The 25278-nt window shown below is 63.2% G+C and carries 22 protein-coding genes and 1 tRNA gene; 13 read left to right on the forward strand and 10 right to left on the reverse strand.

Translation table 11 applies throughout. The features are described from left to right. Positions 1 to 13: 13 nt before the first annotated feature. The 7 genes from ACN6KF_RS25410 (at position 14) to ACN6KF_RS25440 (ending at position 7394) form a co-directional block, all read left to right on the forward strand. Positions 14 to 784, forward strand: a complete 771-nt coding sequence (locus tag ACN6KF_RS25410; protein ID WP_434959528.1) for a metallophosphoesterase family protein — start codon at positions 14 to 16, stop codon at positions 782 to 784. A gap of 88 nt (positions 785 to 872) precedes the next feature. Beyond that, positions 873 to 1595, forward strand: coding sequence for a metallophosphoesterase family protein (locus ACN6KF_RS25415; protein WP_434959529.1), 723 nt, complete (start codon positions 873 to 875; stop codon positions 1593 to 1595). A 122-nt stretch (positions 1596 to 1717) separates the two neighbouring features. Then, on the forward strand, positions 1718 to 2662 hold the full coding sequence (locus ACN6KF_RS25420; protein ID WP_434959530.1) for an NUDIX hydrolase: 945 nt from the start codon (positions 1718 to 1720) through the stop codon (positions 2660 to 2662). Positions 2663 to 3003: 341 nt separating this feature from the next. Then, positions 3004 to 3987 (forward strand): quinolinate synthase NadA, encoded by a 984-nt coding sequence (gene nadA, locus ACN6KF_RS25425; RefSeq protein ID WP_434959531.1) that lies wholly within the window; start codon positions 3004 to 3006, stop codon positions 3985 to 3987. Continuing rightward, positions 3984 to 5543, forward strand: a complete 1560-nt coding sequence (locus tag ACN6KF_RS25430; protein ID WP_434959532.1) for an L-aspartate oxidase — start codon at positions 3984 to 3986, stop codon at positions 5541 to 5543. Before nadA ends, ACN6KF_RS25430 begins: the two co-directional genes overlap by 4 nt. 1 nt (position 5544) lies before the next feature. Continuing rightward, entirely contained in the window at positions 5545 to 6396 is an 852-nt protein-coding gene (gene nadC / locus ACN6KF_RS25435; RefSeq protein ID WP_434959533.1) for a carboxylating nicotinate-nucleotide diphosphorylase, read from the forward strand. Between the two features lie 221 nt (positions 6397 to 6617). Further along, entirely contained in the window at positions 6618 to 7394 is a 777-nt protein-coding gene (locus ACN6KF_RS25440) for a metallophosphoesterase family protein (RefSeq protein ID WP_434959534.1), read from the forward strand. A gap of 174 nt (positions 7395 to 7568) precedes the next feature. Here ACN6KF_RS25440 and ACN6KF_RS25445 read toward each other — a convergent pair whose 3' ends face one another. The 5 genes from ACN6KF_RS25445 to ACN6KF_RS25465 form a co-directional block, all read right to left on the reverse strand. Beyond that, the gene (locus tag ACN6KF_RS25445) at positions 7569 to 9395 is read right to left on the reverse strand and encodes a peptidoglycan D,D-transpeptidase FtsI family protein (RefSeq protein ID WP_434959535.1); all 1827 of its coding nucleotides are present in this window, start codon (positions 9393 to 9395) and stop codon (positions 7569 to 7571) included. A gap of 533 nt (positions 9396 to 9928) precedes the next feature. Further along, positions 9929 to 11746, reverse strand: coding sequence for a cation:proton antiporter domain-containing protein (locus ACN6KF_RS25450; RefSeq protein WP_434959536.1), 1818 nt, complete (start codon positions 11744 to 11746; stop codon positions 9929 to 9931). Positions 11747 to 12051: 305 nt separating this feature from the next. Further along, complete coding sequence (locus ACN6KF_RS25455; RefSeq protein WP_149255366.1) at positions 12052 to 12612, reverse strand: HNH endonuclease; 561 nt, start codon at positions 12610 to 12612, stop codon at positions 12052 to 12054. Between the two features lie 211 nt (positions 12613 to 12823). Next, positions 12824 to 13366, reverse strand: coding sequence for a gamma-glutamylcyclotransferase (locus tag ACN6KF_RS25460; RefSeq protein WP_434959537.1), 543 nt, complete (start codon positions 13364 to 13366; stop codon positions 12824 to 12826). Next, a complete protein-coding gene (locus ACN6KF_RS25465; protein ID WP_434959538.1) occupies positions 13363 to 14241 on the reverse strand; it encodes an N-formylglutamate amidohydrolase in 879 nt (292 codons plus the stop codon). Before ACN6KF_RS25465 ends, ACN6KF_RS25460 begins: the two co-directional genes overlap by 4 nt. Positions 14242 to 14520: 279 nt before the next feature. Between ACN6KF_RS25465 and cpdR the strand changes: the two genes are divergently transcribed. From cpdR to ACN6KF_RS25480, 3 genes are all read left to right on the forward strand, one after another. Continuing rightward, complete coding sequence (gene cpdR, locus ACN6KF_RS25470) at positions 14521 to 14886, forward strand: cell cycle two-component system response regulator CpdR (protein ID WP_105864233.1); 366 nt, start codon at positions 14521 to 14523, stop codon at positions 14884 to 14886. Positions 14887 to 14964: 78 nt separating this feature from the next. Then, a tRNA-Val gene (locus ACN6KF_RS25475) sits at positions 14965 to 15039 on the forward strand. A 555-nt stretch (positions 15040 to 15594) separates the two neighbouring features. Then, the gene (locus ACN6KF_RS25480; RefSeq protein ID WP_434959539.1) at positions 15595 to 16341 is read left to right on the forward strand and encodes an outer membrane protein; all 747 of its coding nucleotides are present in this window, start codon (positions 15595 to 15597) and stop codon (positions 16339 to 16341) included. Between the two features lie 431 nt (positions 16342 to 16772). On the opposite strand, the gene ACN6KF_RS25485 is transcribed toward ACN6KF_RS25480, so the two are convergent. Continuing rightward, positions 16773 to 17672 (reverse strand): ketopantoate reductase family protein, encoded by a 900-nt coding sequence (locus ACN6KF_RS25485; RefSeq protein ID WP_434959540.1) that lies wholly within the window; start codon positions 17670 to 17672, stop codon positions 16773 to 16775. A gap of 259 nt (positions 17673 to 17931) precedes the next feature. Here ACN6KF_RS25485 and ACN6KF_RS25490 point away from each other — a divergent pair, with 259 nt between their 5' ends. Continuing rightward, entirely contained in the window at positions 17932 to 19284 is a 1353-nt protein-coding gene (locus tag ACN6KF_RS25490; RefSeq protein ID WP_434959541.1) for an 8-oxoguanine deaminase, read from the forward strand. A 52-nt stretch (positions 19285 to 19336) separates the two neighbouring features. Further along, the gene (locus tag ACN6KF_RS25495; RefSeq protein ID WP_434959542.1) at positions 19337 to 20680 is read left to right on the forward strand and encodes a uracil-xanthine permease family protein; all 1344 of its coding nucleotides are present in this window, start codon (positions 19337 to 19339) and stop codon (positions 20678 to 20680) included. 3 nt (positions 20681 to 20683) lie between these two features. Here ACN6KF_RS25495 and ACN6KF_RS25500 read toward each other — a convergent pair whose 3' ends face one another. Both ACN6KF_RS25500 and ACN6KF_RS25505 read right to left on the reverse strand, forming a co-directional pair. After that, entirely contained in the window at positions 20684 to 21160 is a 477-nt protein-coding gene (locus tag ACN6KF_RS25500) for an NUDIX hydrolase (protein ID WP_434959543.1), read from the reverse strand. Positions 21161 to 21253: 93 nt separating this feature from the next. Beyond that, positions 21254 to 21742 (reverse strand): c-type cytochrome, encoded by a 489-nt coding sequence (locus ACN6KF_RS25505; protein WP_434959544.1) that lies wholly within the window; start codon positions 21740 to 21742, stop codon positions 21254 to 21256. 256 nt (positions 21743 to 21998) lie between these two features. Here ACN6KF_RS25505 and ACN6KF_RS25510 point away from each other — a divergent pair, with 256 nt between their 5' ends. Beyond that, positions 21999 to 22775, forward strand: coding sequence for an SDR family oxidoreductase (locus tag ACN6KF_RS25510; RefSeq protein WP_434959545.1), 777 nt, complete (start codon positions 21999 to 22001; stop codon positions 22773 to 22775). A gap of 135 nt (positions 22776 to 22910) precedes the next feature. Here ACN6KF_RS25510 and ACN6KF_RS25515 read toward each other — a convergent pair whose 3' ends face one another. Both ACN6KF_RS25515 and ACN6KF_RS25520 read right to left on the reverse strand, forming a co-directional pair. Continuing rightward, positions 22911 to 23606: a hypothetical protein gene (locus tag ACN6KF_RS25515; RefSeq protein ID WP_434959546.1), complete on the reverse strand. Its 696-nt coding sequence runs from the start codon at positions 23604 to 23606 to the stop codon at positions 22911 to 22913. Between the two features lie 526 nt (positions 23607 to 24132). Then, on the reverse strand, positions 24133 to 25092 hold the full coding sequence (locus ACN6KF_RS25520) for an ABC transporter substrate-binding protein (RefSeq protein ID WP_434959547.1): 960 nt from the start codon (positions 25090 to 25092) through the stop codon (positions 24133 to 24135). Between the last annotated feature and the right edge of the window lie 186 nt (positions 25093 to 25278).

Consider the following 25278-nt stretch of genomic DNA (forward strand, 5'->3'; position numbering starts at 1 on the left):
GAGGGAGCCCGCCATGCCCAAGAAACCAATAGCCAAACCGATAGCCAAGAAGAAGATCGAGCGCTTTCCCGAACCGCCCAGCATGCCGCCTGAGACCTCCGTCATCGCCATCGGCGATATCCACGGGCGGCTCGATTTGCTGGAACCCCTGCTCACGCGCATCGAAAGGCGGGCGTCGCTGCTGCCGGGCCTCAAGCATGTCGTGGTCAGCGTCGGCGATCTCATCGACCGCGGCCCCGATTCCGCCGGCGTGATCGAGCGGCTGATGAACGGCGTGCGAGGCTGTGAGCTGGTGGTGCTCCTGGGCAACCACGAGGACGCGCTGCTCGGCTTTCTCGACGACAAGCCGATCGGCGATGCCTGGCGCAGCTTCTTCGGCGCCGACGCCTTCCTGCAGAGCTATGGCATTGCCAGCCGGCAGAATTACAAGGTGGAGAAGACGCCGGACCGCCTGCGCCAGGACATGCTTTCAGCCATACCGCAGGCGCATCTCGATTTCCTGCGTGGCCTGCCCACCTCCTACAGTATCGGCGACTATTTCTTCGTCCATGCCGGCGTGCGTCCCGGCGTGCCGCTGGCCGAGCAGGACGATCGCGACCTCGTCTGGATTCGCGAGGAGTTCCTGCATTCCACGCAACGCTTCGAGAAGAAGATCGTCCACGGCCACACACCGGTGCGCAAGCCGGACTTCAACCGCAACCGCATCAATCTGGACACCAAGGCCTATGCCTCGGGCATCCTGACGGCTGTACGGTTCGAGGGCATCGAGGCCGTGGTATTCTGAGCCCCTGAGGCCCGCGCTCCCGGGGCATTGCCGCCCCTTGCCGCGCGGCCCGCACGCCCCTTATGGTGTCGCATGGAGGGAGCGCATCATGGGGTCATTCCATCTGCCCGCTATCCCCGACGATGTCAGCGTCATCGCCTTCGGCGACGTGCACGGCTGCTACGACAAGCTGGAGATCCTGCTCGAACAGATCGAGGCGCGCCTGGCGTCTTTGCCGGAGCGACGGCACATCGTCGTCTCTGTCGGCGATCTCGTCGATCGCGGCCCGGATTCGGCCCGTGTGGTCGATCGCCTCGCGGCTGGACTGCCGGGCTGCGAGCTCGTGGTGCTCAAGGGCAATCACGAAGCCATGATGCTCGACTTCATCCGTGGCGGCGAGGATGCCGAGGCCTGGCTGCACAATGGCGGCCTGCGCACGCTGGCGAGCTACGGCGTCGATCTGGAGCGGGCCCTGGCCGCAGGCCCGACGCTTCACGACCTGCGCCGCGCCTTTCTCGACGCGATACCGGAGCATCACCTCGCCTTTCTGGCGAAAATGCCGCTCAGCTATGCCTGCGGTGATTATTTCTTCGTTCATGCCGGCGTCCGCCCCGGCCGCCCGCCCGCCCGGCAGGACGAGGAGGACCTGCTCTGGATCCGCAACGAGTTCCTCGACTGGGATGGCGATTTCGGCAAGCGCATCGTGCATGGCCACACGCCGGTCGATATCGCGACCTTCAGGCCCAACCGCATCAATCTCGACACCGGCGCCTGTTTCGGCGGCCCTCTGACCGCCGTGCTGCTGGAAGGGACGGAGGCGGTGATTTTTTGAGGGCGCTCCGTCGCTTCACCTGTTGAAACCTTTGGTCAAAAGCTGCCGATTGCTTGCCCCGGCCGGGTGCAACTGCGAGTCTCCGCACCAGATATCGGCTTTGTCACCAGGAGAAATCGATCGTGCCGCCAGAGACCGGCAACCTCGTCACCGCCGACCTGATCGCCGTTCTCGTGGCGGTGACCGCAGGGCGGCCGCGGGTGATGACGGTGCGCGAGGGCAGGGGCCTGCCCTCCGGTCCCTTCGAGGCCGGCCACCGGTCGCTGCAGACCGGGCTGCGTGCCTGGGTGGAACGCCAGACCGGCCATCCCCTCGGCTATGTCGAGCAGCTCTATACCTTCGCCGACAACGATCGCGGGGCGCAGGACATGCAGCGGGCGATCTCGATCTCCTATCTAGGCCTGACGCGGGAAAATGCCGGTGGAGGCGAGGAAACCGGTTGGCGCGACTGGTATGAGTATTTCCCCTGGGAGGACCATCGCGCCGGTCTGCCGGCCTTCTTCCAGACGGGAATCGTCGCGCCCCTGCGTGCCTGGGCCGGGGCGGTCGACAGTGCGGCCATGCGGGAGATCAGGTCCCAGCGGGTCGATATCACCTTCGGGCTTGAGGGTTTTGCCTGGAACGAGGAGCTCGTGCTGCAGCGCTACGAGCTGCTCTACGAGGCCGGGCTGGTACCGGAAGCTGCCACGAACGGCGTTGTGGGCGCGCAAGCGGTGCCGGCCTCGCAAGCGGTGCCGGGCAGGCCGATGCATGCCGACCATCGCCGCATCCTCGCCACCGGCATTGCCCGTCTGAGAGCCAAGATCAAATACCGCCCAGTGGTGTTCGAATTGCTGCCCGCCACCTTCACCTTGCTGCAGCTCCAGCGCAGCGTCGAGGCCCTGGCTGGGCGCCTGGTGCACAAGCAGAATTTCCGCCGCCTGATCGAGCAGCAGGAACTGGTGGAGGAGACCGGCGAGATCGCCGCCGAGACCATCGGCCGCCCGGCCAAGCTGTTCCGCTTCCGCCAGGCCGTGCTGGCCGAGCGCGTAGCCGCCGGCACCAAGCTGCCGCTGGCGCGGGGGTAGGAGTGTCCCCTCACTGAGTCTAGCGCGGTCCCCTTCTCCCCTTGCGGGAGAAGGTGGCATTGCGAAGCAATGACGGATGAGGGGTCTTGCGACCTTGCCAGCCTTGGTGCTCGCTCAAAGGTGTAATCTCTGGATGGGGGCTAGACCCCTCATCCGCCGCTTCGGGGCTCCCAGTCCACTCCAAGTGGAGTGGACGATCCCCACCAGGGGAGAAGGGGAGTCGCGGTTCGCTCTCTCGGTTTTGCTCCAATCTCTTATGCTCCAAGTGAACATAATTCGCTTGACATTGCTTATACTCCCATTGAGCATATGCCCAACATATGCTCAATGGGAGTATAAATATGAGCCCCGATGCTGCCGTTCTCACCCGCACCGCGCCGCTCTATGAGCGGGTCAAGCGCGTCATTCCCGCCATGGAATGGCCTGTCTTCGCCGATGACGTCGACGCCATCCTGGCGCTCAAGCGCGAGCGCAACGCCGTCATCTTGGCGCACAACTACCAGACGCCGGAAATCTTCCACTGCGTCGCCGACGTGGTCGGCGACAGCCTGGCCCTGGCCCGCAGGGCTGTCGATACCGATGCCGATGTCATCGTGCTGGCGGGCGTGCATTTCATGGCCGAGACCGCCAAGCTGCTCAATCCGGACAAGACGGTGCTGATCCCCGATCTTCGCGCCGGCTGCTCGCTGGCCGATTCGATCCAGCCGGAGGATGTGCGCCTGATGCGCCAGACCTATCCCGGCGTGCCCATCGTCACCTATGTCAACACCTCGGCGGCGGTGAAGGCGGAGTCCGATGTCTGCTGCACCTCGGGCAATGCCAAGAGGATCGTCGAAAAGCTCGGCGTGCCCCGGGTGATCATGCTTCCCGACGAATATCTCGCCCGCAACATCGCGGCCGAGACCGATGTCGAGATCATCGCCTGGAAGGGCCATTGCGAGGTGCATGAGCGCTTCTCGCCGGCCGAGGTGCGCCAGCTCAGGGAAGACCATCCCGGCGTGATCGTCCTCGCACATCCCGAATGCCCGCCGGAGGTGGTGGCGGAAGCCGATTTCTCCGGCTCGACCGCGCTGATGTCCGACTATGTCGCCGAGCACAAGCCTGCCCGCGTGGTGCTGCTGACCGAATGCTCGATGAGCGACAATGTGGCCGTGCAGCACCCCACCGTCGATTTCGTGCGCCCCTGCAATCTCTGTCCGCATATGAAGCGCATTACGCTCGCCAATATCCGCCAGGCGCTGGAGACCAACCGGCACGAAGTCACCATCGATCCTGCCATTGCGGTTGCCGCGCGCCGGGCCGTCGAGAGGATGCTCGAGCTATGAGCGATCATCCCCAACTCTATCGCGACCGCCCGGTGGTGGTCGGGGCCGGCCTCGCCGGGCTGATGACGGCGCTCTCACTCGCCCCCGAACCGGCGGTGCTGCTCTCCCGCGCGTCGCTCGGCGCGGAAACCTCGACCGGCTGGGCGCAGGGCGGGCTCGCCGCAAGCCTGGCTGATGATGATACACCTGCACTTCACCTTGAGGATACGCTGGCGGCCGGCGGTGGCCTGGTGGCGGCGGTGGCGGCTCGCTCCATCCTCGACGCTGCTCCGGATGCGGTGCGTCGGCTCGCCGCTCTCGGTGTCGATTTCGACAGGAACGGCGAGGACTTCCAACTCGGCCTCGAAGCCGCCCATGGCCGCCGCCGCATCGTACATGCCGATGGCGACGCCACGGGACGAGAGATCGTGCGCGCCTTGGTCGCCGCAGTGCGTAAGACGCCCTCGATCACCGTGCTGGAGGGCGTCGAGGCACGGCGCCTCATCGTCGAGGACGGCACCATCGCCGGCGTCGTCTGCGTCGGCCCGAACAGCGAGGCGATGACCATTCCCACCGCACGCGTGGTGCTGGCCACCGGCGGCATCGGCGGCCTCTTCAGCGATAGCACCAATCCTCGCACCAGCCAGGGGCAGGGGCTCGCCCTGGCGGCTCGCGCCGGGGCGCTGCTCTCCAATCTCGAATTCGTGCAGTTCCATCCAACCGCGCTCGATACCGCGGCGCGGCCGATGGGACTGGTCAGCGAAGCCGTGCGGGGTGAGGGCGCCGTGCTGATCGACGAGACCGGCGAGCGCTTTCTCCGCCATCTGCCAGGCGCCGAACTGGCCCCGCGCGACGAAGTCGCCCGCGGCATCTGGCAGCATCTGTCGGGCGGGCACCAAGTCTACCTCGATGCCCGCCAACGGCCCGGCGCGGGGTTCGCACGCCGCTTCCCGGGTATCGACCGGCTCTGCCGGGACGCAGGCTTCAATCCCGCCTTGCAGCCTCTGCCGGTGCGTCCGGCCCAGCACTATCACATGGGCGGCATTGCGGTGGATGGACAGGGCCGAAGCTCCCTGCCGGGTCTATGGGCTTGTGGCGAAGTGGCCTGCACCGGTCTGCACGGCGCCAATCGCCTCGCCAGCAATTCCCTGGCCGAGGCTGCGGTCTGCGCCGCCTGGGTCGCCGACAGCGTGAGGAGCGCACCGGCCGCCAGCCGCCGATTCGCGGGAACTTCCATTGCCGCGAATGCTGCTGACCTTCGCGCCGGGGATGCCGAGTCAACGCGTCCGATTCTATCGCGTGCGCTCGGCGTGGTGAGGGACCGGGCCGGGCTAGAGGCGGCGATCGCCGAACTCCTACCGCTGGCCACCAGCACACGCCCTGGCTCGGGGCCCGCCTTGGTCAGCCTGATGCTGGCCGTCTCCGCGCTATGCCGGCAGGAAAGCCGGGGCGCGCATTGCCGCACGGATTTCCCCAGCAGCCTGCCGGAGGCGACACCGTCTCTCCTCTCGCTCGACCAGGCCCTCTCAACAGCCCGTGAGGTCGCCCTCTCCCTTCCTTTCGCAGAAAGCGCCTGACATGTCCCTTTCTCCCCTGTCCCACCTGCTGTTCGAGCCTGTCGTCCGCGCGGCCCTGGTCGAGGATCTCGGCCGTGCCGGCGACCTCACCACCGATGCCATCGTGCCTGTCGGTCTCAAGGCGACCACCGTGCTGGCCGCACGCCAGGACGGCGTGGTCGCCGGCCTCGACATTGCCGCCGCCGCCTTCCGCCTGCTCGATCCTTCTGCTGCGATCGCGGTGGAACGCGGCGACGGCGCCAGCGTATCGCCTGGCTCGATCATCGCCACCGTCACCGGTTCGGCCCGGGCCTTGCTGACGGGCGAGCGCACGGCGCTCAACATCCTCTGCCGTCTCAGCGGCATCGCCAGCGCCACCGCCTCGGTGGTGGAGGCGATCAGGGGGCACAAGGCCACCATCGTCTGCACCCGCAAGACCACGCCCGGCCTGCGCGCTTTGGAGAAATATGCGGTGAGGGCCGGCGGCGGCGGCAATCACCGCTTCGGGCTCGACGATGCCATCCTGATCAAGGACAACCATGTCGCCATCGCCGGCGGCATCCGCCCGGCGCTCGAGCGGGCCAAGGCCGCGGCGGGCCACATGGTCAAGATCGAGCTGGAGGTCGATACGCTGGCCCAGCTCGAGGAGGCGCTGGCCGTTGGCGTCGATGCCGTGTTGCTCGACAATATGGGACCGGATGAATTACGCGAGGCGGTGGCCATGGTCGGCGGACGGGCGCTCACCGAGGCCTCAGGCCGGGTTACGGCGGCGACGGCGCCGGCAATCGCGGCCTCGGGCGTCGACCTCATCTCCATCGGCTGGCTCACCCATAGCGCGCCGATCCTCGACATTGGCCTGGATTATCGGGCCTGAGCGGCCGAATGCTGTTCACTTAAAGAGGTAACACCCCGTTTTGTCATAGCTGGGCTTGACCCGGCTATCCGGAATAAGCGCGAAGGGGCTGGATTGCCGGGTCAAGCCCGGCAATGACAAAGGTCGAGCAAACCCGAAGACGCTGAGGTGAACTGCAGTGGAGGCTGAGCGGCATTGCCGCATCCCCTTGCTGCGGCAAGCGTGGCTGATATGCTGGCTTCATGCAGAATCGTGTCGTACCCTTTCCCATCCCGCCGCGTGTGCCGGCGGGGACAACCATCATTGCCTTCGGCGACGTCCACGGCCATCTCGCGCTGATGGAGGAGATCCTGGCCAGGGCGCAAGCTCGGGCCCAGGCCAAGCCGGACCGGCGCCACATCGTCATCAGCCTCGGCGATCTCGTCGATCGCGGCCCCGATTCCCGCGGTGTCGTGGCCCGGCTGATGGGCAACCTGCCAGGTTGCGAGCTCCATGTGCTCAGGGGCAATCACGAAACCTTGCTGATGTCCTTCCTCGCCGGCGACCCGGATGCCGACGTCTGGCTCAAATGGGGCGGCATGGCCACCGTCGGCAGCTATGGCGTCGACATCAAGGGAGCCGACCCGCATTCGAAGCGGGATGTCGAGCGTCTCAGGGCGGAGTTCCGCGCCAGGATGCTGCCCGACCATCTCGACTTCATGCGCACGCGGCCGCTGAGCCTCACCTTCGGCGATTATTTCTTCGTACATGCCGGCGTGCGGCCGGATGTGCCGCTGGCCAAGCAGAAGGAATATGACCTGATCTGGATCCGCGACGAGTTCCTGCCCTCGGGCCAGCTCTTCGAGAAGAAGATCGTGCATGGCCACACCTCGGTGGAGGAGCCGGATTTCCGCACCAACCGCATCAATCTCGACACCGGCGCCTGCTATGGCGGCAAGCTGACGGCGGCGATCTTCGAGGATGACGTGGCCGAGGTGTTCGCCTCCATCCCGGCGCCGCCTGGCACGCATTTTCCCTGAGAATGATACGAAGAGGTTGATCGGGCAGGAACATGCCTTCCGTATGTTTAAGCCGGTCCTGTGCCGCCCCTCACCTCAATCCCAGTCCACTCCACTTGGAGTGGACTGGGATTGAGGTGAGGGGCGGCGCGGCATTGGCAGGATTGCGGTGGCGACTGAACACCCTTTCTGCGCTCAATGCGTGACCAGCCACTCCATCGGATGGTCTTCGCCGCGAGGGGCGTAGAGCGGCGGCACGGGGTTGGGAATCTCCGTAAAGCGCGGCTTGACGCCGAGCAGCGGGCCGATGCGCTCCAGGATCTTGCCGGTGGTAACCCCGGCATTCCAGGCGGCGGAACTGTAGCCATAGGTCTCGGGCAGGCCCTTGGGCTCGTCATAGAGCACGAGCACCAGATATTTCGGCTTGTCGAAGGGAAATACCGCCATGAAGGTGGTGAAGTTGAGCTTCTTCGAATAGCGCCCGTTGATGACCTTTTCGGCCGTGCCGGTCTTGGCGCCGATGCCGAGCCCGGGCACATTGGCCTTCTTGCCGGAGCCGTCGGTGGCGTTGAGGCGCATGATGTAGCGCATCACGTCGGAGGTGTGCTTCTTCAGGACCAGCTTGGAGCCCGCCAGGGCGTCGCCTTCGTTGCGCGCCAGGAACGTCGGCTTCATCAAATGGCCGCCATTCATCATCGCCCCCACCGCCATCATCGCCTGCAGCGGCGCCACGGCCATGCCATGACCGAAGGCGATGGTGATGGTGTTGATCTCGCTCCAGCGCCTGGGCAGGATCGGCATGGCGTTCTCGGGCAGTTCGGTGACCAGTCGCGTGGTCTGGCCCATCATCCTCAGAAAGGCCTTGTGGGCGTCGACGCCGAGGGCGAGGGCCATTTTGGCCGAGCCGATATTGGAGGAGAAGGTGAAGACCTCCGGCAGGCTCAGCATGCGCCGACGGGCGTGGTCGTCATGAATGGTGAAGCGGCCATATTTGAGCGTGGTGCGGGCATCGAGCATGGAAGCGGTGGTGAATCTGCCCGATTCGATCGCCATGGCGGTGGTCAGGGCCTTGAAGGTCGAGCCCATCTCGAACACGCCGACATTGATGCGGTTGATCCGGTTGGGATCCAATGCCTCGGCCGGGTTGTTGGGATCGAAATCGGGCAAGGACACCAGCGAGATCATTTCGCCGGTATTGACGTCCATGATGGCGCCGGCCGCCGCCTTGGCCTGGTAGTGCTCCATCCCCGCGACGAGTTCGTCGCGCATCACCGCCTGGGCTCGCAGATCGATCGAAAGGCGCACAGGCTTGAGATCGTGCGGGTCGGAGGCGTAGCCGAGTGCCTGCAGCTCGGAGAGGCCGCGCTTGCGGTCGATATATCGCTCGATGCCGGCAATGCCCTGGTTGTCGATGTTCACGGCCCCGAGCACATGGCTCACCGTCGGCCCGTTGGGATAGATGCGCTTGGCCTCGTTGAGAAAGCCGATGCCCGGCAGGCCGAGTGCATAGATGCGATTGCGCTGCTCGGGCGTGATCTCGCGCTTGAGCCAGATAAAGCCCTTGCCCGAGGCAAGCTTGGCCCTTAGATCGCGTGCATCAAATTCGGGCATCTGGGCGGTGAGCAACTCGGTCGCCTCGTCGACATCGATGATCTTCCTCGGTTCGGCGTAGAGCGAAGGCACCTGCACGTCGGTGGCCAGGATCCGGCCATTGCGGTCAAGGATATCCGGGCGTGCCGCAGCCAACTGGTCGGCTGCCGAGCGGCGCGCGTCATATTGCTCGTCCGGCGCGGTGCCGAACTGCACCAACCGCGCCAGAATCGCCATATAGATGCAGACGAAGCCCACCACGATCAGCATGATGCGGCCGGCGCTTTTCTGCAGTTTGGTGGGCACTAGGGGACGCCGCCTGCGTCTTTCGGCCGGCCTAGCAGGGTGGTTCTCCGTCGGAGCTTCGAAAGGCGGCTGGCCCGTGAGGACCTCCTGGCCTTGGTCTGCCTCGTCGACGGAAGAGGTCTGCATCGTCGCTTTTCCCAATGCGTATGCAGATTCCTCCTGATCGAGCCAAGGGATCGATCAGGAGGAATCCGCAGGATCTCAAACCCTGCTCGGAGCAAAGCGCGTCCATGGCCGAACGCCTGTTTGCTCTGGCTCCTTGTTTCCAAGCCAACCTGATGGATTGGCTAGAGCGTTCTTGCCTCCAATCGCAAAACGCTTTGGCAGGCAGCCGCCATCTGCCGGGCTCGCGCCCGGCGGTTCCTGCCGCATCTTGATTTGACGTTGATGATACGGGGCGCGTGGAGGTCGCCCGCTATCCAAAAGGGCGTTGGTGTCTAAAAATGGTTCATTCTATTCATGGAATAGCAATAAAGCCGCAGGAAATTCAGGTAAAGGGTATCAACTCATTAACAATTCGTACGGTTATCGAGGTCTTAACGGGGAGGTAACCGCTGAGGGTAGCCTGTGTTTAGCGGGGGTAAGCATAGATATTTGCCGCAACGAGTGTCGTTCTGTCGTGCCCGGACTTGACCCGGGGATCCGGAGTCCCGGCATAGTCAGGCCGCCTGACCGGGCTGGCTTTCCTCGGGCTGCAGCAGGTCGCGGATCATGCCGCGGGCGATTTCCTCTTCGCCCATCAGGATCGCATCGGCCCCGAGCCCGCGGAGATAGTCCACCGCCTCCTCGCTATGCGCCCGGGCGAGAATGCGGATGGACGGGTTGAGCGTGCGGGCCTGCTCCACCAGATGGCCGGCTTCGAAGGCGTCGGGGATGGCGACGACCAGCCATTTCGCGCCGGCCAGATTCTGCAGCTCCAGCGTCTCGTAGTCGCCGGCCGGTCCGGAATAGACCTCGATGCCTTCGGCTTTCAGCTTCTCGACCTCGCTCTGCGATTCCTCGATCACCACCAGCGGCACGCCGGCCTGGTGCAGGGCCTTGGCCACCCGGCTGCCGACGCGGCCATGGCCGACCAAAATGGCGTGCTGGCTGAGTTTGGTCGGCTGGACCACTTCGATGTCATCATCCTTGGGCAGGGGCGCCGGAGCGGGCGCGGCTTCCGCGACGGACGCACCCGGCGAGGCCTCCGGCTGAGGCTGTGCCTCGGGCTCGGCCTCAGGTTTGACTTCCGGCTTGACTGGGGCGGTTGGCTGGCGTTCGGGACGCAGCACGAAGCGGTCCAGCGCCATGAACAGGATCGGGTTGATCACGATTGAGATGAGGGCGCCCGCCACCACCAGATCGCGCGCCGTGCCGGGGATGATCTGCAGCTTGACACCGAGCACCGCCAGAATGAACGAGAATTCGCCGATCTGGGCGAGACTCGCCGAAATGGTGAGCGCGACGCCCTTGGAATAACCGAAGCCGCGCACGATCAGGAAGGCGGCAATCGACTTGCCGATCACGATAATCACGAAGGTCGCGAGCACGCCGAGGGGATGCTGGATCAGGATCGCCGGGTTGAACAGCATGCCCACCGAGACGAAGAACAGCACGGCGAAGGCGTCGCGCAGCGGCAGCGTCTCATTGGCGGCCTGCTTGCTGAGCGGGGATTCGGCCAGCACCATGCCGGCGAAAAAGGCGCCCAGCGCGAAGGAGACGCCGAAGAGCACGGCCGCGCCATAGGCGACCCCGAGCGAAATCGCCAGCACGGCCAGGCGGAAGAGCTCGCGCGAACCGGTATGGGCGACGAAATGCAGGACCCAGGGGATGACCTTGCGCCCGACCACCAGCATCAGCGCCACGAAGGCGGCGACCTTGATGGCGGTGACCAGGAGGGTCGCGGCGATCGAATTGAGGCCGAGATTGGCGGCGAGGCCTGAAGGTGCGACCTCGCCCGGCGCATGGCCGCCGAGAAGTCCGGCCAGCGGAGGGATCAGCACCAGGGTGATCACCATCACCAGGTCTTCGACGATCAGCCAGCCGACGGCGATACGGCCACGCTCGGTCTCGATCAGCTTGCGCTCTTGCATGGCGCGCAGCAGCACCACGGTACTGGCGACCGAGAGGGCGAGGCCGAAGACGATGCCCGTGCCGAGGCCCCAGCCCATGACCCAGGAAAAACCCATGCCGAGCAGGGTCGCCACCGCGATCTGGCCCAGCGCGCCGGGAACGGCGATGGCGCGGACGGAGAGCAGGTCCTTCAGCGAAAAATGCAGGCCGACACCGAACATCAGCAGGATCACGCCGAGCTCGGCGAGCTCATTGGCGAGATTCTGGTCCGCCACGAAACCGGGCGTGAAGGGGCCGATCACCACGCCGCCAAGCAGATAGGCGACGATCGGAGACAGTCGTAACCGCTGTGCGACAAGCGCAAAGATGAATGCCAGTCCCAGGCCCGCCACGATCGTTGCAATCAACGGTGTCTCGTGCGGCATGGAACCTCCCTTCGCGGTCGTAACGAGCGTTCGAGTGCTTACAGCACCGGAAGCGCTTTCCAGAAAAGTTGGTCGACTTTTCGATTAGGAAAACGCGCTGAAACAAAGAATTAGAGAAAAGGGCGATTTAAGGAAATCGCACTTTGCCCCGCATTTATATGGTGATTGCCTTGCGGCCGCTTCACCATAGGAGAGTTCCATAGTGAGCGCTCGTTAACAATCGGAAAGGTCGCGATCAATTCACGCCAAAAGCGCGGAACGAAGCAGTCACGACGCGCAAAGCATGCCCCGGCGAATGAAGCCGATCAAGGCTCCAGTTCGGTATCCCAATAGAGGTAATCGAGCCAGCTCTCATGCAGATAGTTCGGCGGGAAATGCCGGCCGTTCTGGTGCAAGTCGCTGAGGGAGGGGGCGTAGGGCTTCTGGTTGGGATGCATGCCAGCCTCGGCGGGCATGGCGCCGCCCTTTTTCAGATTGCAGGGCGAGCAGGCGGCGACGACGTTTTCCCAGGTGGTCTGTCCGCCCCGGGAGCGGGGGATGACGTGGTCGAAGGTCAGGTCCGACCGTGTGCCGCAATATTGACAGGTGAAGCAGTCGCGCAGGAAGACGTTGAAGCGGGTGAAGGCGGGGTTTCGACTGGGTTTGACGTAGGTCTTGAGACACACCACCGAAGGTAATCGGAACTCGAAGGTGGGACTTCGCACCACCTTGTCATATTCGGAGATGATGTTGACCCTGTCGAGGAAGACCGCTTTCACCGTATCCTGCCAGGACCAGAGCGAGAGCGGATAATAGGACAGCGGCCGGTAATCGGCGTTCAGCACGAGCGCGGGACACGCCTCGGGCGAGACCGACGTATGAAACACAGCAGGCGAAACATGCGCTGTCACGAAGCGCTCCCGTCACCATCAGTCCAGCCGAAAAGGCCGATTCGGCTGTTCGTCCAACACAATGTAGGATTAACGTGTCGGTCTTGTGAAGGGGGTATAGCCACCGGCCGCCCCCTTGCCCTTACTCTTTTCCAGGCTGTTAGGGGCAAAAGGTGAAGGAAAACGACCTTCCCCGGATGCGACGGCCTCACCCCCGCAATTGGTGCGAGAGCCAGGCCAAGGTGCGGTCGGGAATGCCGAGTTCGTCGAGATGGTCGTGGGTGGCCAGCACATAATCGGGATTGGCGCCCGAAAGCCCGACGCCGCCGCGCACCACCTCCAGGAGCTGGCGGTCCGGCAGCTTGCCGCAATATTGATGGTGCGCCCGGTCGGCCCGGTAGGCGAGGGCGCGGACATGACGCCCGTCCTCGAGCCGGGCCTCGTGCAGGATCTCGATATAGACGCTGGTAGCCTGCTCGCGCCGGCGCAGATAGTCCACCGTCGCATCCCAGTTCTCGGAAGCGACGCGGAAGGCGACCCCCCGGCAGGAGCCGCCTCGATCGAGGCCGAGCACCAGGCCGGGCTTTTCGGGTGTGCCGCGATGGACATGCGACCAGATGCACAGGGCCCGGTGCAGGCCGCGAATCAGCGCATTCTGACGCTCTTCAAAGGCAAAGCCGGGATTCCACATCAGGGAACCATAGCCGAAGACCCAATTGGCTTCGGGGGCAGGCGAAACGGGTTGGTTCACTCGGCGGCCAGGTGGAATGCATCGAGATAGTGGAAGGGCAGGCCAGCGAGCGTATCGCGCAGCACGGTGAGATCCTGCTTCAGGCGGTCGAAGGCCGGAGCCAAGGAAAAATCCTGCTCGTTCATGTAGATCGAACGGTTGATCTCGATCTGGATGACGTGGAAGCCGGCGCCGGGATTGCCGTAATGCTCGGTGATGTAGCCGCCGGCATAGGGCTTGTTGCGTGCCACCGAATAACCGAGGTTGCGCAGGGCCTCGTCGGCGCAATCCATGATCAGATGCGAGCAACTCGTGCCGTAGCGATCGCCCAGCACGATGTCGGCGCGGGGCCTGTCCTCGCGTGCCAGGCCGCAGGACGGCATGGAATGGCAGTCGACCAGCAGCGCCACGCCGAATTCGCGGTGGATCTGGCCGAGCAGGCGGCGTAGCGTGCGGTGATAGGGCTTGTAGAGCTCCTCGATCCGGCGCAGTGCCTCGTCCACCGGCAGGCGGCGGGCGTAGATCTCCTGGTTCTCGCTGACCACGCGCGCCAGTGTGCCCAAGCCGCCGGCCACGCGCAGGGAGCGGGTATTGGCATAGTTCGGCAGCCTGCCGTCGAACATGCGCGGGTCGAGTTCGTAGGGTTCGCGGTTGACGTCCAGAAAGGCGCGGGGAAAGCGCGCGCTCATCACCGCCGAGCCGCTGGCAGCGACATCGGCGAGCAGGAGGTCGACGAAAGCATCCTCGGAGCGGCGCAGGGACAGCGGATCGAGGCGGGATGCCTCCAGGAAGGCGCGCGGATAGACCCGTCCCGAATGGGGCGAGTTGAACAGCAAAGGCGCCGCATAGGCCGCAGGCTCGACCACGTCGAAAGGAGGGCTGAGCTCGATGTCCATGCCGTGCACATACTCCAGCGGCGGGTTGCGGCCTCGTCGGCCGCGGCACCTCGAGGGTGCGGCCGGTTCGAACGATGCCGACATCATTCGACAAAATCACGGGCGGGCAAGCATCACAAGCCCCGCCGCATGATTTTTACTTCACCCGTCCCGCACAACAGCCACTGGCGGCATCACGAATTCGGGATTAACTCTATTGCGATGTAAACGGGGCGTTTACCCTGACGACGGTTTATAGAGTTCGAACATGCTCCGGCCCTGCCGGGGATTCGGGACGCCATCATGAACAAGATTCTCCTTGCCGAAGACGACAATGATATGCGCCGCTTCCTGGTGCGCGCCCTGCAGAATGCCGGACATGAGGTGATGTCCTACGATAACGGCCTGTCCGCCTATCATCGGCTGCGGGAAGAACCGTTCGAATTGCTGCTCACCGACATCGTCATGCCGGAAATGGATGGCATCGAGCTGGCCCGCCGGGCCACCGAACTCGATCCCGACATCAAGGTGATGTTCATCACCGGTTTCGCGGCCGTGGCGCTCAACCCCGATTCGCAGGCACCTCGCGACGCCAAGGTGTTGTCCAAGCCCTTCCATCTCAAGGATCTGGTCAACGAAGTCGACAAGCTCCTGAAGGCCGCCTGAACTTCTTTTCAAAATAGCGGGACGAATGGCTTGCATGGCCTGATTCAACCTGCTATCAGGCCGGCCTCCGCAAGCGATGGGCGCGTAGCTCAGCGGGAGAGCACTACGTTGACATCGTAGGGGTCACAGGTTCAATCCCTGTCGCGCCCACCATCGCTTACCAGAAAGAACTGAAGACCCAAGGCATCGCAAACGCGGTGCCTTTTGTTTTTGCCAGGACTCCCGCCGGTGCAGCGTTCCCCGACTCTGTCGAAAGGCCGGGAGCCTTATGTCGGCCTGCGCCTCCGCTCTTCGCTGCAGCATCTGACGGTCTTCGATGAAACTCCCTTCACGACGGCAGGCGGGAGGTGGCGCCGTTATAGGAGTATCCGACGGCCGCAGCCTTTCCAAGGCAAGACCCCGCATGCGTTCAAATACCAGATGTTCGACACTGCCAAGGCAGGAGTCGTGGCTATTTGAGGCAGCAGCGGCCAGGGCGAGTGGGTGGTTTCCCGACCTTGAGGAGTCGAAAAATATACGGGACGAATAAATTTCACGGTTATTTGAAAATTTTATACGATATGAATGATGTTTGTTGTAAATTTAGTACATGAATTTTCTTATATTGAATTATCAAAATATATTAAAACTGTTGCTTTAAAATCACATACTTGCAGCCGTGGTCATGATAGGAAAAATTATCGTCCTATTAGATCTGGGTTTGTAGAAATGAAGTTTCGGATTTCGGCAATAGCCTTTCTTCTTGCCACGGCCGGTGCTTCGGCTGCTGACCTGGCGCCCGCCGCAGTAGAGCCGGTGGCTCCTGCAGCCGCTTATAACTGGACAGGCTTCTATGCCGGTATCAATGGCGGCTATGCCTTCGGATCCAGCCACGATGTGACGATGTCGGAACTCTTTCCGGAATCCGACCCCTATACGGACAAGTATGGCAGCCTTTCACCCAAGGGTGGCTTCGGCGGCGTACAGGCCGGCTATAATTGGCAGACGGGCAATTTCGTCCTTGGCCTGGAAGGCGATATCCAGGGGGCCGGTATCAGCGACAAGACTAGCCGCATCGGCGCCACCACGGATTATTTCCTGAGCACCAAGAGCCAGGTCAACTGGTTCGGCACGGTTCGTCCGCGAATCGGCTACGCCTTTGACAACATTTTGATTTATGCGACCGGCGGTTTGGCAGTGGGTGGTGTCAAATACACCCAGAACTACGTCGACGGCGATTACCTCGCGCACGCTCGTACCAACAAGACCAGAGTTGGCTTCGCGGTCGGTGGCGGCGTGGAATACGCCTTCAACGAACACTGGACCGCCAAGCTCGAATACCAATATATCGACCTTGGTCGATCGAAAATCAGTGCGACCGAGATCAATGATGGTGAGCCGACGCAGTACACCATCCACACCAAGCTGCGCACGGATTTCCATACGGTGCGCCTAGGCGTGAACTACAAGTTCTGATCAGGCAATCCCAGGAGACGAACAGCCCGGCACGCGCCGGGCTTTTTACTTGTGTGCAAACGCGCCGAGCGGGATCGGAATAGCGGCCGCGTGATCGTCGGGATTCCGATTTCACTAGGCGTCTCATCATCGACGGCGGCTGGAACTGGACGTATGTCTGTTCGGGGCGGGCGGAGGGGCCTGGATCCGGAGATCGGGGTCACGATAAAATCACACCCGATGATCAATTCTATTCTCGTAGCCGGTCACTACCCCAGGAGAGACCAGCTTCCAGAGATCCCCGAGCATCATGACCCCGCCGACGAGGCGGGGTTTTCCTTGTCGATCGCGCGCGGGGCCGACAGCGCAATTGGCCCGACGCATTCTGCGATTTCATGGAATCACGTCGAATCGCAAAATGTTTTGACGCGTTTTCCCAATCGAAAAGACGGTCAACCTTTCTTGGAAACGCTCTCGCGCAGTTTTACCAGAGTCCATAGCGCCTGGTTCAGCGGCGCTTCGAGGCCGCGCGTGGCGGCCCGGCGCAGGATGGCACCGTTCAGATCGTCGATTTCCGTGCGCCGGCCCCTGGCGAGATCCTGGGCGGTGGAGGAATATTGCTCGGCCATGCTGGTGCCGAGGCCGAACACGGTGTCCTCCAGCGTCGGGGCCAGGGTGATGCCATGGGCGCCGGCCACGGTACGGCACTCGGCCAGGATCCCCTTCAGCAGCACATCCACGCCTTCGCGCCCGATCAGCCCGCCATAGGGCAGGGCGGCGAGCGCCGAGATGGCATTGAGTGCGCAATTGACCGCGAGCTTGGTCCACAGCGTGCTGGCGACATCCGGCGCAACACGGGCCGCAATGCCGGCGGCGGCGAACAGGGCTGCGAACTCCTCGCTGCGCGGGGAGGGGCCGATCACCATCTTGCCACCGCCCTTGTGGCGGACATAGCCGGCGCCCGGCGCCTCGAGCGCAGCATAGACGGCAACGGGCACGGCCGGCCTGTCGAGGATACGGGCGAGCCTGTCGGCATTGTCGATGCCGTTCTGCAGGCTCCAGACCGAGCAATCGGCACCGATATGAGGAGCGATGGCGACCGCCGCCGCTTCGGTGTCGAAGGATTTCACGCAGAACAATACGAGTTCCGCTCCTGCGACCGCCTCGGGCCTGGTATCGGCAAGAACGGGCACGTGCCGGCGCTCGCCGCCACTTTCGAGCAGCAGCCCGCCATCCCTGACGGCCTCGACCAGGGCCGGGCGTCCGATCAGGGTGACGTTATGGCCGGCCTGGGCCAGCACGGCACCGAAGAAGCAGCCGACGGCGCCGGCCCCCATCACTGCAATCTTCATGATTCGAAGTCCTCGGAAGCGGCGGGCGAATGCGTTGGGGTGTTCGCCTCGTCAAAGCAAATCTCAAGAAAAAAAGTTGACACAGGTGAAAAACTGGTGAGCATGGAAGAAGCTTTGCATTCGTGCACAGCATTGCGAGCAAGCCCGCTCAGCCTTTTCGATGACGATCCGGAGTTCGCACCTCCCGGGACAGGGCTCATAGCGCGAAGGTGGCGAAAGCGCCTTCGGATATGCATGGGAACTGACGGGGAGGAGCTGCATGCTTGCGGATCTACTGGTGCGTGACGCCTATATCTATGTCGATCGAAGCTGGGAGATTGCCAGCGGCTGGATCGCGATCAAGGATAGACGGGTTCAGGCCATCGGCAAGAGTGGTGAGGAGCCGGCCGCGACGAAAGTGGTGTCGGCGCGCGGACGTCTGGTGACGCCCGGCCTCATCAACGCTCACCACCACATGTATCAGAACCTCACCCGCTCCTACGCGCCGGTGACCAACGGCACCCTGTTCGAGTGGCTGACCGGCCTCTATCCGCTTTGGGCCGATCTCGACGCGGAATCGGTCTATCTGTCGACCTATATCGCCATGGCCGAACTGCTGATGGGCGGTTGCACCACCTCGATGGATCATATGTATGTCCATCCCAAGCCCTTCCTGATCGACGCGCAATTGATGGCCAGCCGGGACATCGGCTTCCGCTTTTATGCGACGCGCGGCTCGATGACCCGCTCGGTCGAGCAGGGCGGCCTGCCGCCGGCCTCGGTGGTGCAGGGCGAGGAGGCCATTCTCGAAGACAGCGTGAGGCTGGTGGAAGCCTATCACGATGCCTCGGCCGGCGCGATGAACCGGGTGGCGCTGGCGCCGTGCTCCCTGTTCTCGGTGACTGAACGGATCATGGTGGAATCGGCCCGGCTCGCCGAAAAATATGATCTTCGCCTGCATACGCATCTGGCCGAGGACCCACAGGAGGACATGTACTGCCAGGAAGTCTATGGCTGCACGCCCACGGAATATTTCGAGCGCGTCGGCTGGGCCAGCAAGCGTTCCTGGGTCGCCCACTACATCTACCCCTCGCAGGACGAGATCGGGCGACTGGCGAAAGCTGGGGTGTGCGCCTGCCAATGCCCCTGCTCCAACATGCTGATCGGCGGCGGGGCTGCCGATGCCATGGGGCTGCGGGCGCGCGGCATGCGCGTCGGCCTGGGCTGCGATGGTTCGGCCTCGACCGATCATGCTTCCCTTTGGCTGGAGGTCCGCACCGCCCTGCTGCTTGGCCGTTTCCGCAACGGACCCCATTCGATGTCGGCCCGCGATGCCCTCGACATGGCCACGCGCGGCGGTGCGGCGTGCCTGGGCTGGGATGATGAGATCGGTCATCTGAGGCCGGGGGCCTGCGCCGATCTGGTGGTGTGGGAGATGTCGGACGTCGCACTTGCCGGAGCCCACACCGATCCGGTCGAGGCCTGGCTGCGCTGCGGCCCCGCCATCGCCGGCACCACCATCGTCAATGGCGAGATCCTGGTCGAGGCCGGCAAGCCGGTGCTCACCGGTCTGGAGGACGTCCTGCGTGAGCATGCAAAGCATGCCCGCCGGATCCAGCGACTGGCTGCCTAAAACAACAATACAGCCTCGTCGCTCCGTGCACTTCTTGGGAGGAGCAACTACAATGACAGGTCTGATCAAAGATCGGCTTGGCGAACACGCGGACCCGGCTGCCGATGACTGCGCCATCGGCGATGTCGAGGCAGTGATGCCGGCCCGGCGCGGGGTGGCGCTGGGCCTGCAGCAGGCCCTGGTTTCCAATGCCTGGCTCGACCCGATTTTCGTCGCTTCCGTCGGCGGTTTTTCCGCGAGTCTGGCCACCAATCTGGTCACCGCGACCTTCCTGGCTGCCGGGATCGTGACGGTGGTGCAGAGCACCAAGCTGGTGCGCCTGCCCATCGTGCAGGGGCCGTCATCGGCCTTTTCGCCGCTCGCCATCGGTTACTACAAAGCCGGGACCATCGCCTCGGCCAGCCTCGGCTTGCTGATCGGTGCTGGCCTGGTCTTTCTCGCAGCCGCCGGGGGCCAACTCGCTAGGCTGCGCCGCCTGCTATCGCCGGCGGTATCCGGTACCATCATCATGCTGGTCGGCATCGCCCTGGCGGGGTTCACTTTCCAGGAGTTCTTCGGCGGACCGGGCATGCCGACTTTCGGCACGCTGCCGAGCCTGGTGTTGGGCTGCCTGACCACGGCTGCCGTCCTGGTCTGTTCCGCGCTCGGTGGCCGGTTGCGCATGTTCGGCTTTCTGATCGCGCTGGTGCTGGGCGATTGCGCCGCCCTGGCTCTCGGCTTGCTGGATTTTTCAGCGGTCGCGACGGCACCCTGGCTCGCCTTGCCGCAATTCCTCCCCTATGGCCCGCTCCATTTCGACCTCGGCATCACCCTGACCATGAGCATCGTCTTCCTGGTCGCGGTGGTCGAGGCGATGGGCATGTATGAAGCAACGGCGCGGCTGACCCGCACGCCGCTGGATGACCGGCGCGTCAATATGGGCATTGCCGGCGAGGCGGGAGGTTCCATGCTGGCCGCCTTGATCGGCGGCTTCGGCACCACGGCCTATGCCCAGAACCTGGGCGTGGTGAAGATCACCGGTGTGGCGAGCCGGCATGTGGTGCGTATCGCCGGCATCATCTTCATCGTGCTGGCTTTCCTGCCGAAGGTGGCTGCCGTGCTGGTGGCGACGCCGGCTGCCGTCATCGGAGGCCTGTTCCTGCCGGCGGCGGGTACGGTGATCATGACGGGCATCCAGCTTGCAAGCCAGGAAAGGGGCAGCGCCATCAAGAATCTGGTGGCACCGCTCGGCCTGATGGCCGGTCTTGGCATTCCCGCGCTATCGAGTTCGTTCAAGGGGCTGCCGCCGCTCCTCGCCGAGATGACCTCACATTCCATTGTGGTCGGGGCCGTGGTGGTGATGGCTGCCGAAATCGTGCTGGTGCGGCTGCCTGCGCTGCTGGGGGCGGCAGACTGAGCGTCAAGGCGTGATGCGCCCCGAGGTCGATGCTTTCGCCAGAACCAAAGCCTCCTGGGCGAGCGTATCGACATCGGTGCTCGCGTAAGCCTGGTTCGCCAGAAGGGCCGGCAGGTCGAACCAGCGCGCTTCCAGGGCATCGTCGGCGGCGACGGCCTCACCGGCCTGCCAGTGGCAGAGCACGCCGACCAGCACATAGTGGTGGCCACCTTCATGGGCCGGACGAGGATCGATGGAATCGAGGGCTGCGAAGGCCTTTACGGCGCGGGCCTTGACGCCGGTTTCCTCCCCGAGTTCGCGCAGGGCCGCCTGCAGCACGCCTTCGCCGGGTTCGATCTTGCCGCCCGGAAAGCCCCACAGGCCCTGGTCGGGCGGATTGGCGCGGCGAACCAGCAGGAATTCCTCGCCGCGCAGCACCACGGCGAGCACGGCGGCGACCGGGCGGGCCGGATTGTCGCTTGTGGCCGGATCCGATGCCATCTCTGATTTCCCTGGAACCGTCTGCGTATCGAAGGGCCAGCTATAGGCGCCTTCCGCTTCGGGCGACACCCCCAGGGCAACGCTCCCGGGTTTTCATTCCTGGTCGGAAGCGGGGTGGGAGCACAGATAGGCAATGACGTCGGCGCGGGTGGCGGCATCGTTGATCGAGATGGTCATGCGTGCCCCCGGCAGGAAGCGTGCGGGCCCGGCGAGCCAGTGGTCGAGCGTGGCTGCAGACCAGGTCAGGGGTTGTCTTTGCAAGGCCTGGCTGTAGCGAAAGCCAGGGATGCTGCCGGCCCGCCGGCCGTAGACGTCGCCGAGGCGGGGACCGAAGCGATTTTCTCCCAGGGCATGGCAGCCGCTGCAATGCTGCTCGAACACGGTTTGCCCACGGGCGGGATTGCCGGTGACGCTCGACCCGGCTTGCCCTGCCGGAGAGGCGACGGGGAGCAGGGAGGCCAGCAAGGCAAGCCATCCAAGCCATGGCGGAGCCTGGCCTGGAAAGAGAGACCGCAGCCGTTTGGCGCCGGCGGTCGATATGGAGCGCGGCTGGTTTTGCGGAAAATCGAAAGGGGTTGCCATGTGGTGCTCGTAACATGAGGATTTATCGCTTTTATAATGTGATAAATCCTCATGTTTTTGATGTCAAGCGGGACACCTTGTCTGTCGAGGGCTTGTCTCGGCAGGAGTTCGCATGTTCGAGGCGGAGCATGGCAAGAACTGCAGCCTTGCGTGTCCGCCGCGTCCCATGGGCTTGTCGGCTGCCGTTACCCCTGCGAAAAAGCCTGCCTTTATCCGGCGCCGTCCTGGCCGGGGATCAAGAAGCACTGGAAACATCATGAAGCTTGGTATCGAAGGAAAATCCGCCATCGTCTGCGCCTCCAGTCGAGGCCTTGGCAAGGCCTGCGCGCTGGCCCTGGCGCGGGAGGGCGTGAATGTGGTGATCAATGGCGTCACGCCTGCCACGCTTGAAAGGACCGCGACCGAGATCCGCGCCGCGACGGGCGCGACGGTCACGCCTGTGATTGCCGATGTCGCCAGCGTGGAGGGACGAAGCAAGCTGCTGGAAGCCTGTCCGCAGCCCGACATCCTGATCAACAATGCCGGCGGCCCGCCGCCGGGAGATTTCCGCCAGTTCGGCCGCGAGCAATGGCTGGCGGCGCTCGATGCCAACATGCTGGCACCGATCGAGCTGATCAAGGCGACGCTGGATGGCATGATCGCGCGCCGCTTCGGGCGCATCGTCAACATCACCTCGGTGACGGTGAAGGCTCCCATCTCCTATCTCGGCCTGTCGAACGGTGCCCGCAGTGGGCTGACCGGTTTCGTCGCCGGTCTCGCACGTGACGTCGCCCGCCATAATGTGACGATCAACAACATCCTGCCGGGCTCTTTCGGCACCGATCGGCTGCGGGACAACGCCGCGGCCTCGGCCAGGCCTGGGCAGATGGCGGAGGAAGTGCTCGCCGAATGGCAGGACGGTGAGGTTTCCGGGCGGTTCGGTGATCCGGACGAACTGGGCGCGGTCTGCGCCTTTCTGGCTGGAACGCAGGCCGGCTATGTCACCCGCCAGAATATTCTGATGGATGGCGGTAATTTTGCCGGATCGTTCTGAGGGGCTGTCGGAACGGCAGGGCGATCGATTGATGCATCACTTTCCCCGGTTCCCCATGCCCCTCAAAAGGAGGGGCCGGCCCTGAAGGCCAGCCCCTCGTCGTGCGCTCAATTCGGTTCGATCTCTTGGATGGGCTCAGAGCTTGGCCAGCATCTGGCACAGCTTGATGAGCTGAGCGTCATATTCGTCGGTGGCGCCGAGAACCATCTTGCAGCGCTTCTTGAGGGCGATGCGCTGGGCGCTGCTCATCGAAGCGAACTGATTGGAGACATTGCCGATATTCACACCTGTGCCGGGGACGCCCGGGGTACCAGGATTTCCCGGAGTGCCCGGCGTTCCGGGCGTGCCAGGTGTCCCCGGGATGCCGGGATTCGTGCCGGGCACGTTCACGCCGACGCCGACATTGACACCCGTTGCGTTGTTGAGCGAGGCATTGACATTGGCATCAGCGACCGAGGAGTTGACGCCGACATTGGCGTTGACGCCATTATTGGGCGTTGCCGATGCACTGACATTAGCCGTCGCGGCATTGCCGACACTGGCCGTCGTGTTGGAATTCAAGCCGTTGCTGTTGAGGCTGGTGTTGCTGTTGGCATTGACCGGACCCACCTTGGCGCTGACGCCGACATTGACACCGCCGACGGCACCACCGACCGCACCCACGGCGCCGCCAACAGCGTTGCCGAGGCCGCCGACTGCATTGCCGAGACCTCCGCCGTTATTGCCGAAACCACCGCTCAGGGCTGTCTGCGGAGCGACAAGAAACAAAGTAGTCGCTAGTCCAGCAAACATTGCAACCTTGCGGCATTCCTTCCGAAATTGTTTGGGCATGTCGACCTCCACCTGAGAAAACTCAAACATTCAGCTGAGAACTCCGGGGAAAGGAGCCTTGGGTGCTTTCTCGATCGGCCGGAAGCTGACTGTTGCTAACAAAATATGCTAAAAAATAGTAAATCGCAACGTAAATTCATAAATAATAAATCGATTTATCTCGATAAAGTGCGTCGTTTCATTTTTTGTACATAGAGTATTTCAAAATATACTTGTAATTTCCCGTGAGTTAGCCACTTGATGAAGGTAGTTTAAGCATAATTATGCTTCCTGTCTCCGGCTATTTCTGCGCGATGTGGCCGAATGTCGTCATGGACAAATTGCGTCTAGAATGTGACACTTCTGGGGCGAAATTGGGCGCCTGGACTCTACCTCTCCAATGATACTTAAGTATTAGATTGTAGCATTGAGGTATGACTGCAATCCCTAATAGGTATTGCTTAATTTGGTATTATTGTACCTTAATCATCGCAATAAAAAAGCCGCCCTGCATCAGGAGGGCGGCATTCGCGTTTGTCATTCTCGCTCAGAACGGCGAGTCAGGGTAGTAGAAATCCTTGGCGTTGTCCTTGGTCACCAGCGTGGCATCGAGAATATAGGAGCCGCGTACGGGCAGCTTGTCGTAGAGACCGGCTGCGGTGAGATCCATCGCGACAGCGACCATGGCAGGCGGATACAACACGTCCGCCGGGATGGTGGCGTCGCCATCCATGACTTTCTTGATCATATCCTTCATGCCGGCACCGCCGAGCACGAATTTGATGTCGCTGCGACCGGCCTGCTTGATCGCCTCCAGCACGCCCACAGCCATGTCGTCGTCCTGACACCACACCGCATCGATCTTGGGGTGCTTGGTCAGGAAGTCCTGCATGACCTTGAAGGCATCGTCGCGGCTCCAATTGCCGAACTGGCTGTCGATCACCTTGACCTCGGAGCCCTTCAGGCCCTCGTTGAAGGCATTGACGCGTTGCTCGTCGATGACGATGGGCAGGCCGCGGATCACCACGACGTCGCCCTTGCCACCGAGCTTTTCCTTGACGTAGGCGGCCGAGACGGTGCCCAGGCCCGGATTGTTGCCGGCGACGTAGAGATCCTGGATCGGATCGCGCAGGGCGCGGTCCACCACGGTGATGAACACGCCCTTGCCCTTGACCTGGCGAATCGGGTCGGTCAGCTCGTCGGAATTATGCGGCAGCACGACGAGGGCGTTGATGCCCTGCGTGGTCAAGTCCTCGAGGGCGTTGGCCTGCGCCGCGCCGTCGGGAGAGGTCTTTACGATGACCTTGAGGCCTGGATAGCGCGCTTCCAGCGCCTTGGCCTCCTGCTGGGCGTGATAGACCACGCCGCCCGTCCAGCCATGATCGGCGGCTGGGATCGAGACGGCGATGGTCTTGCTGTCGGCGGCTTTGACATCCGTCGTCTGGACCGCTGTGCCGGCAAGTGCGAAGAGACCGGCCGTCATCAGGCCAGTCAGCAATTTGCGCATGATATCCTCCCTAGCGCTTTTCGTTCCCCTAGAGCAAAGCGCGTTTTAGCGGAAACGCTTCTTTGCTCTAATTCTTTGTTTCCAAGCCAATCCGAAGGATTGGCCAGAGCGTCTTTGCGATTCGAAGTGAGTCCGTCTAATCGCAAAACGCATTTGGGCGCGGGTTTGTGCCGCCCACTCCATGTG

This window comes from Labrys methylaminiphilus subsp. lupini (assembly GCF_051161885.1).
Lineage (GTDB): Bacteria > Pseudomonadota > Alphaproteobacteria > Rhizobiales > Labraceae > Labrys.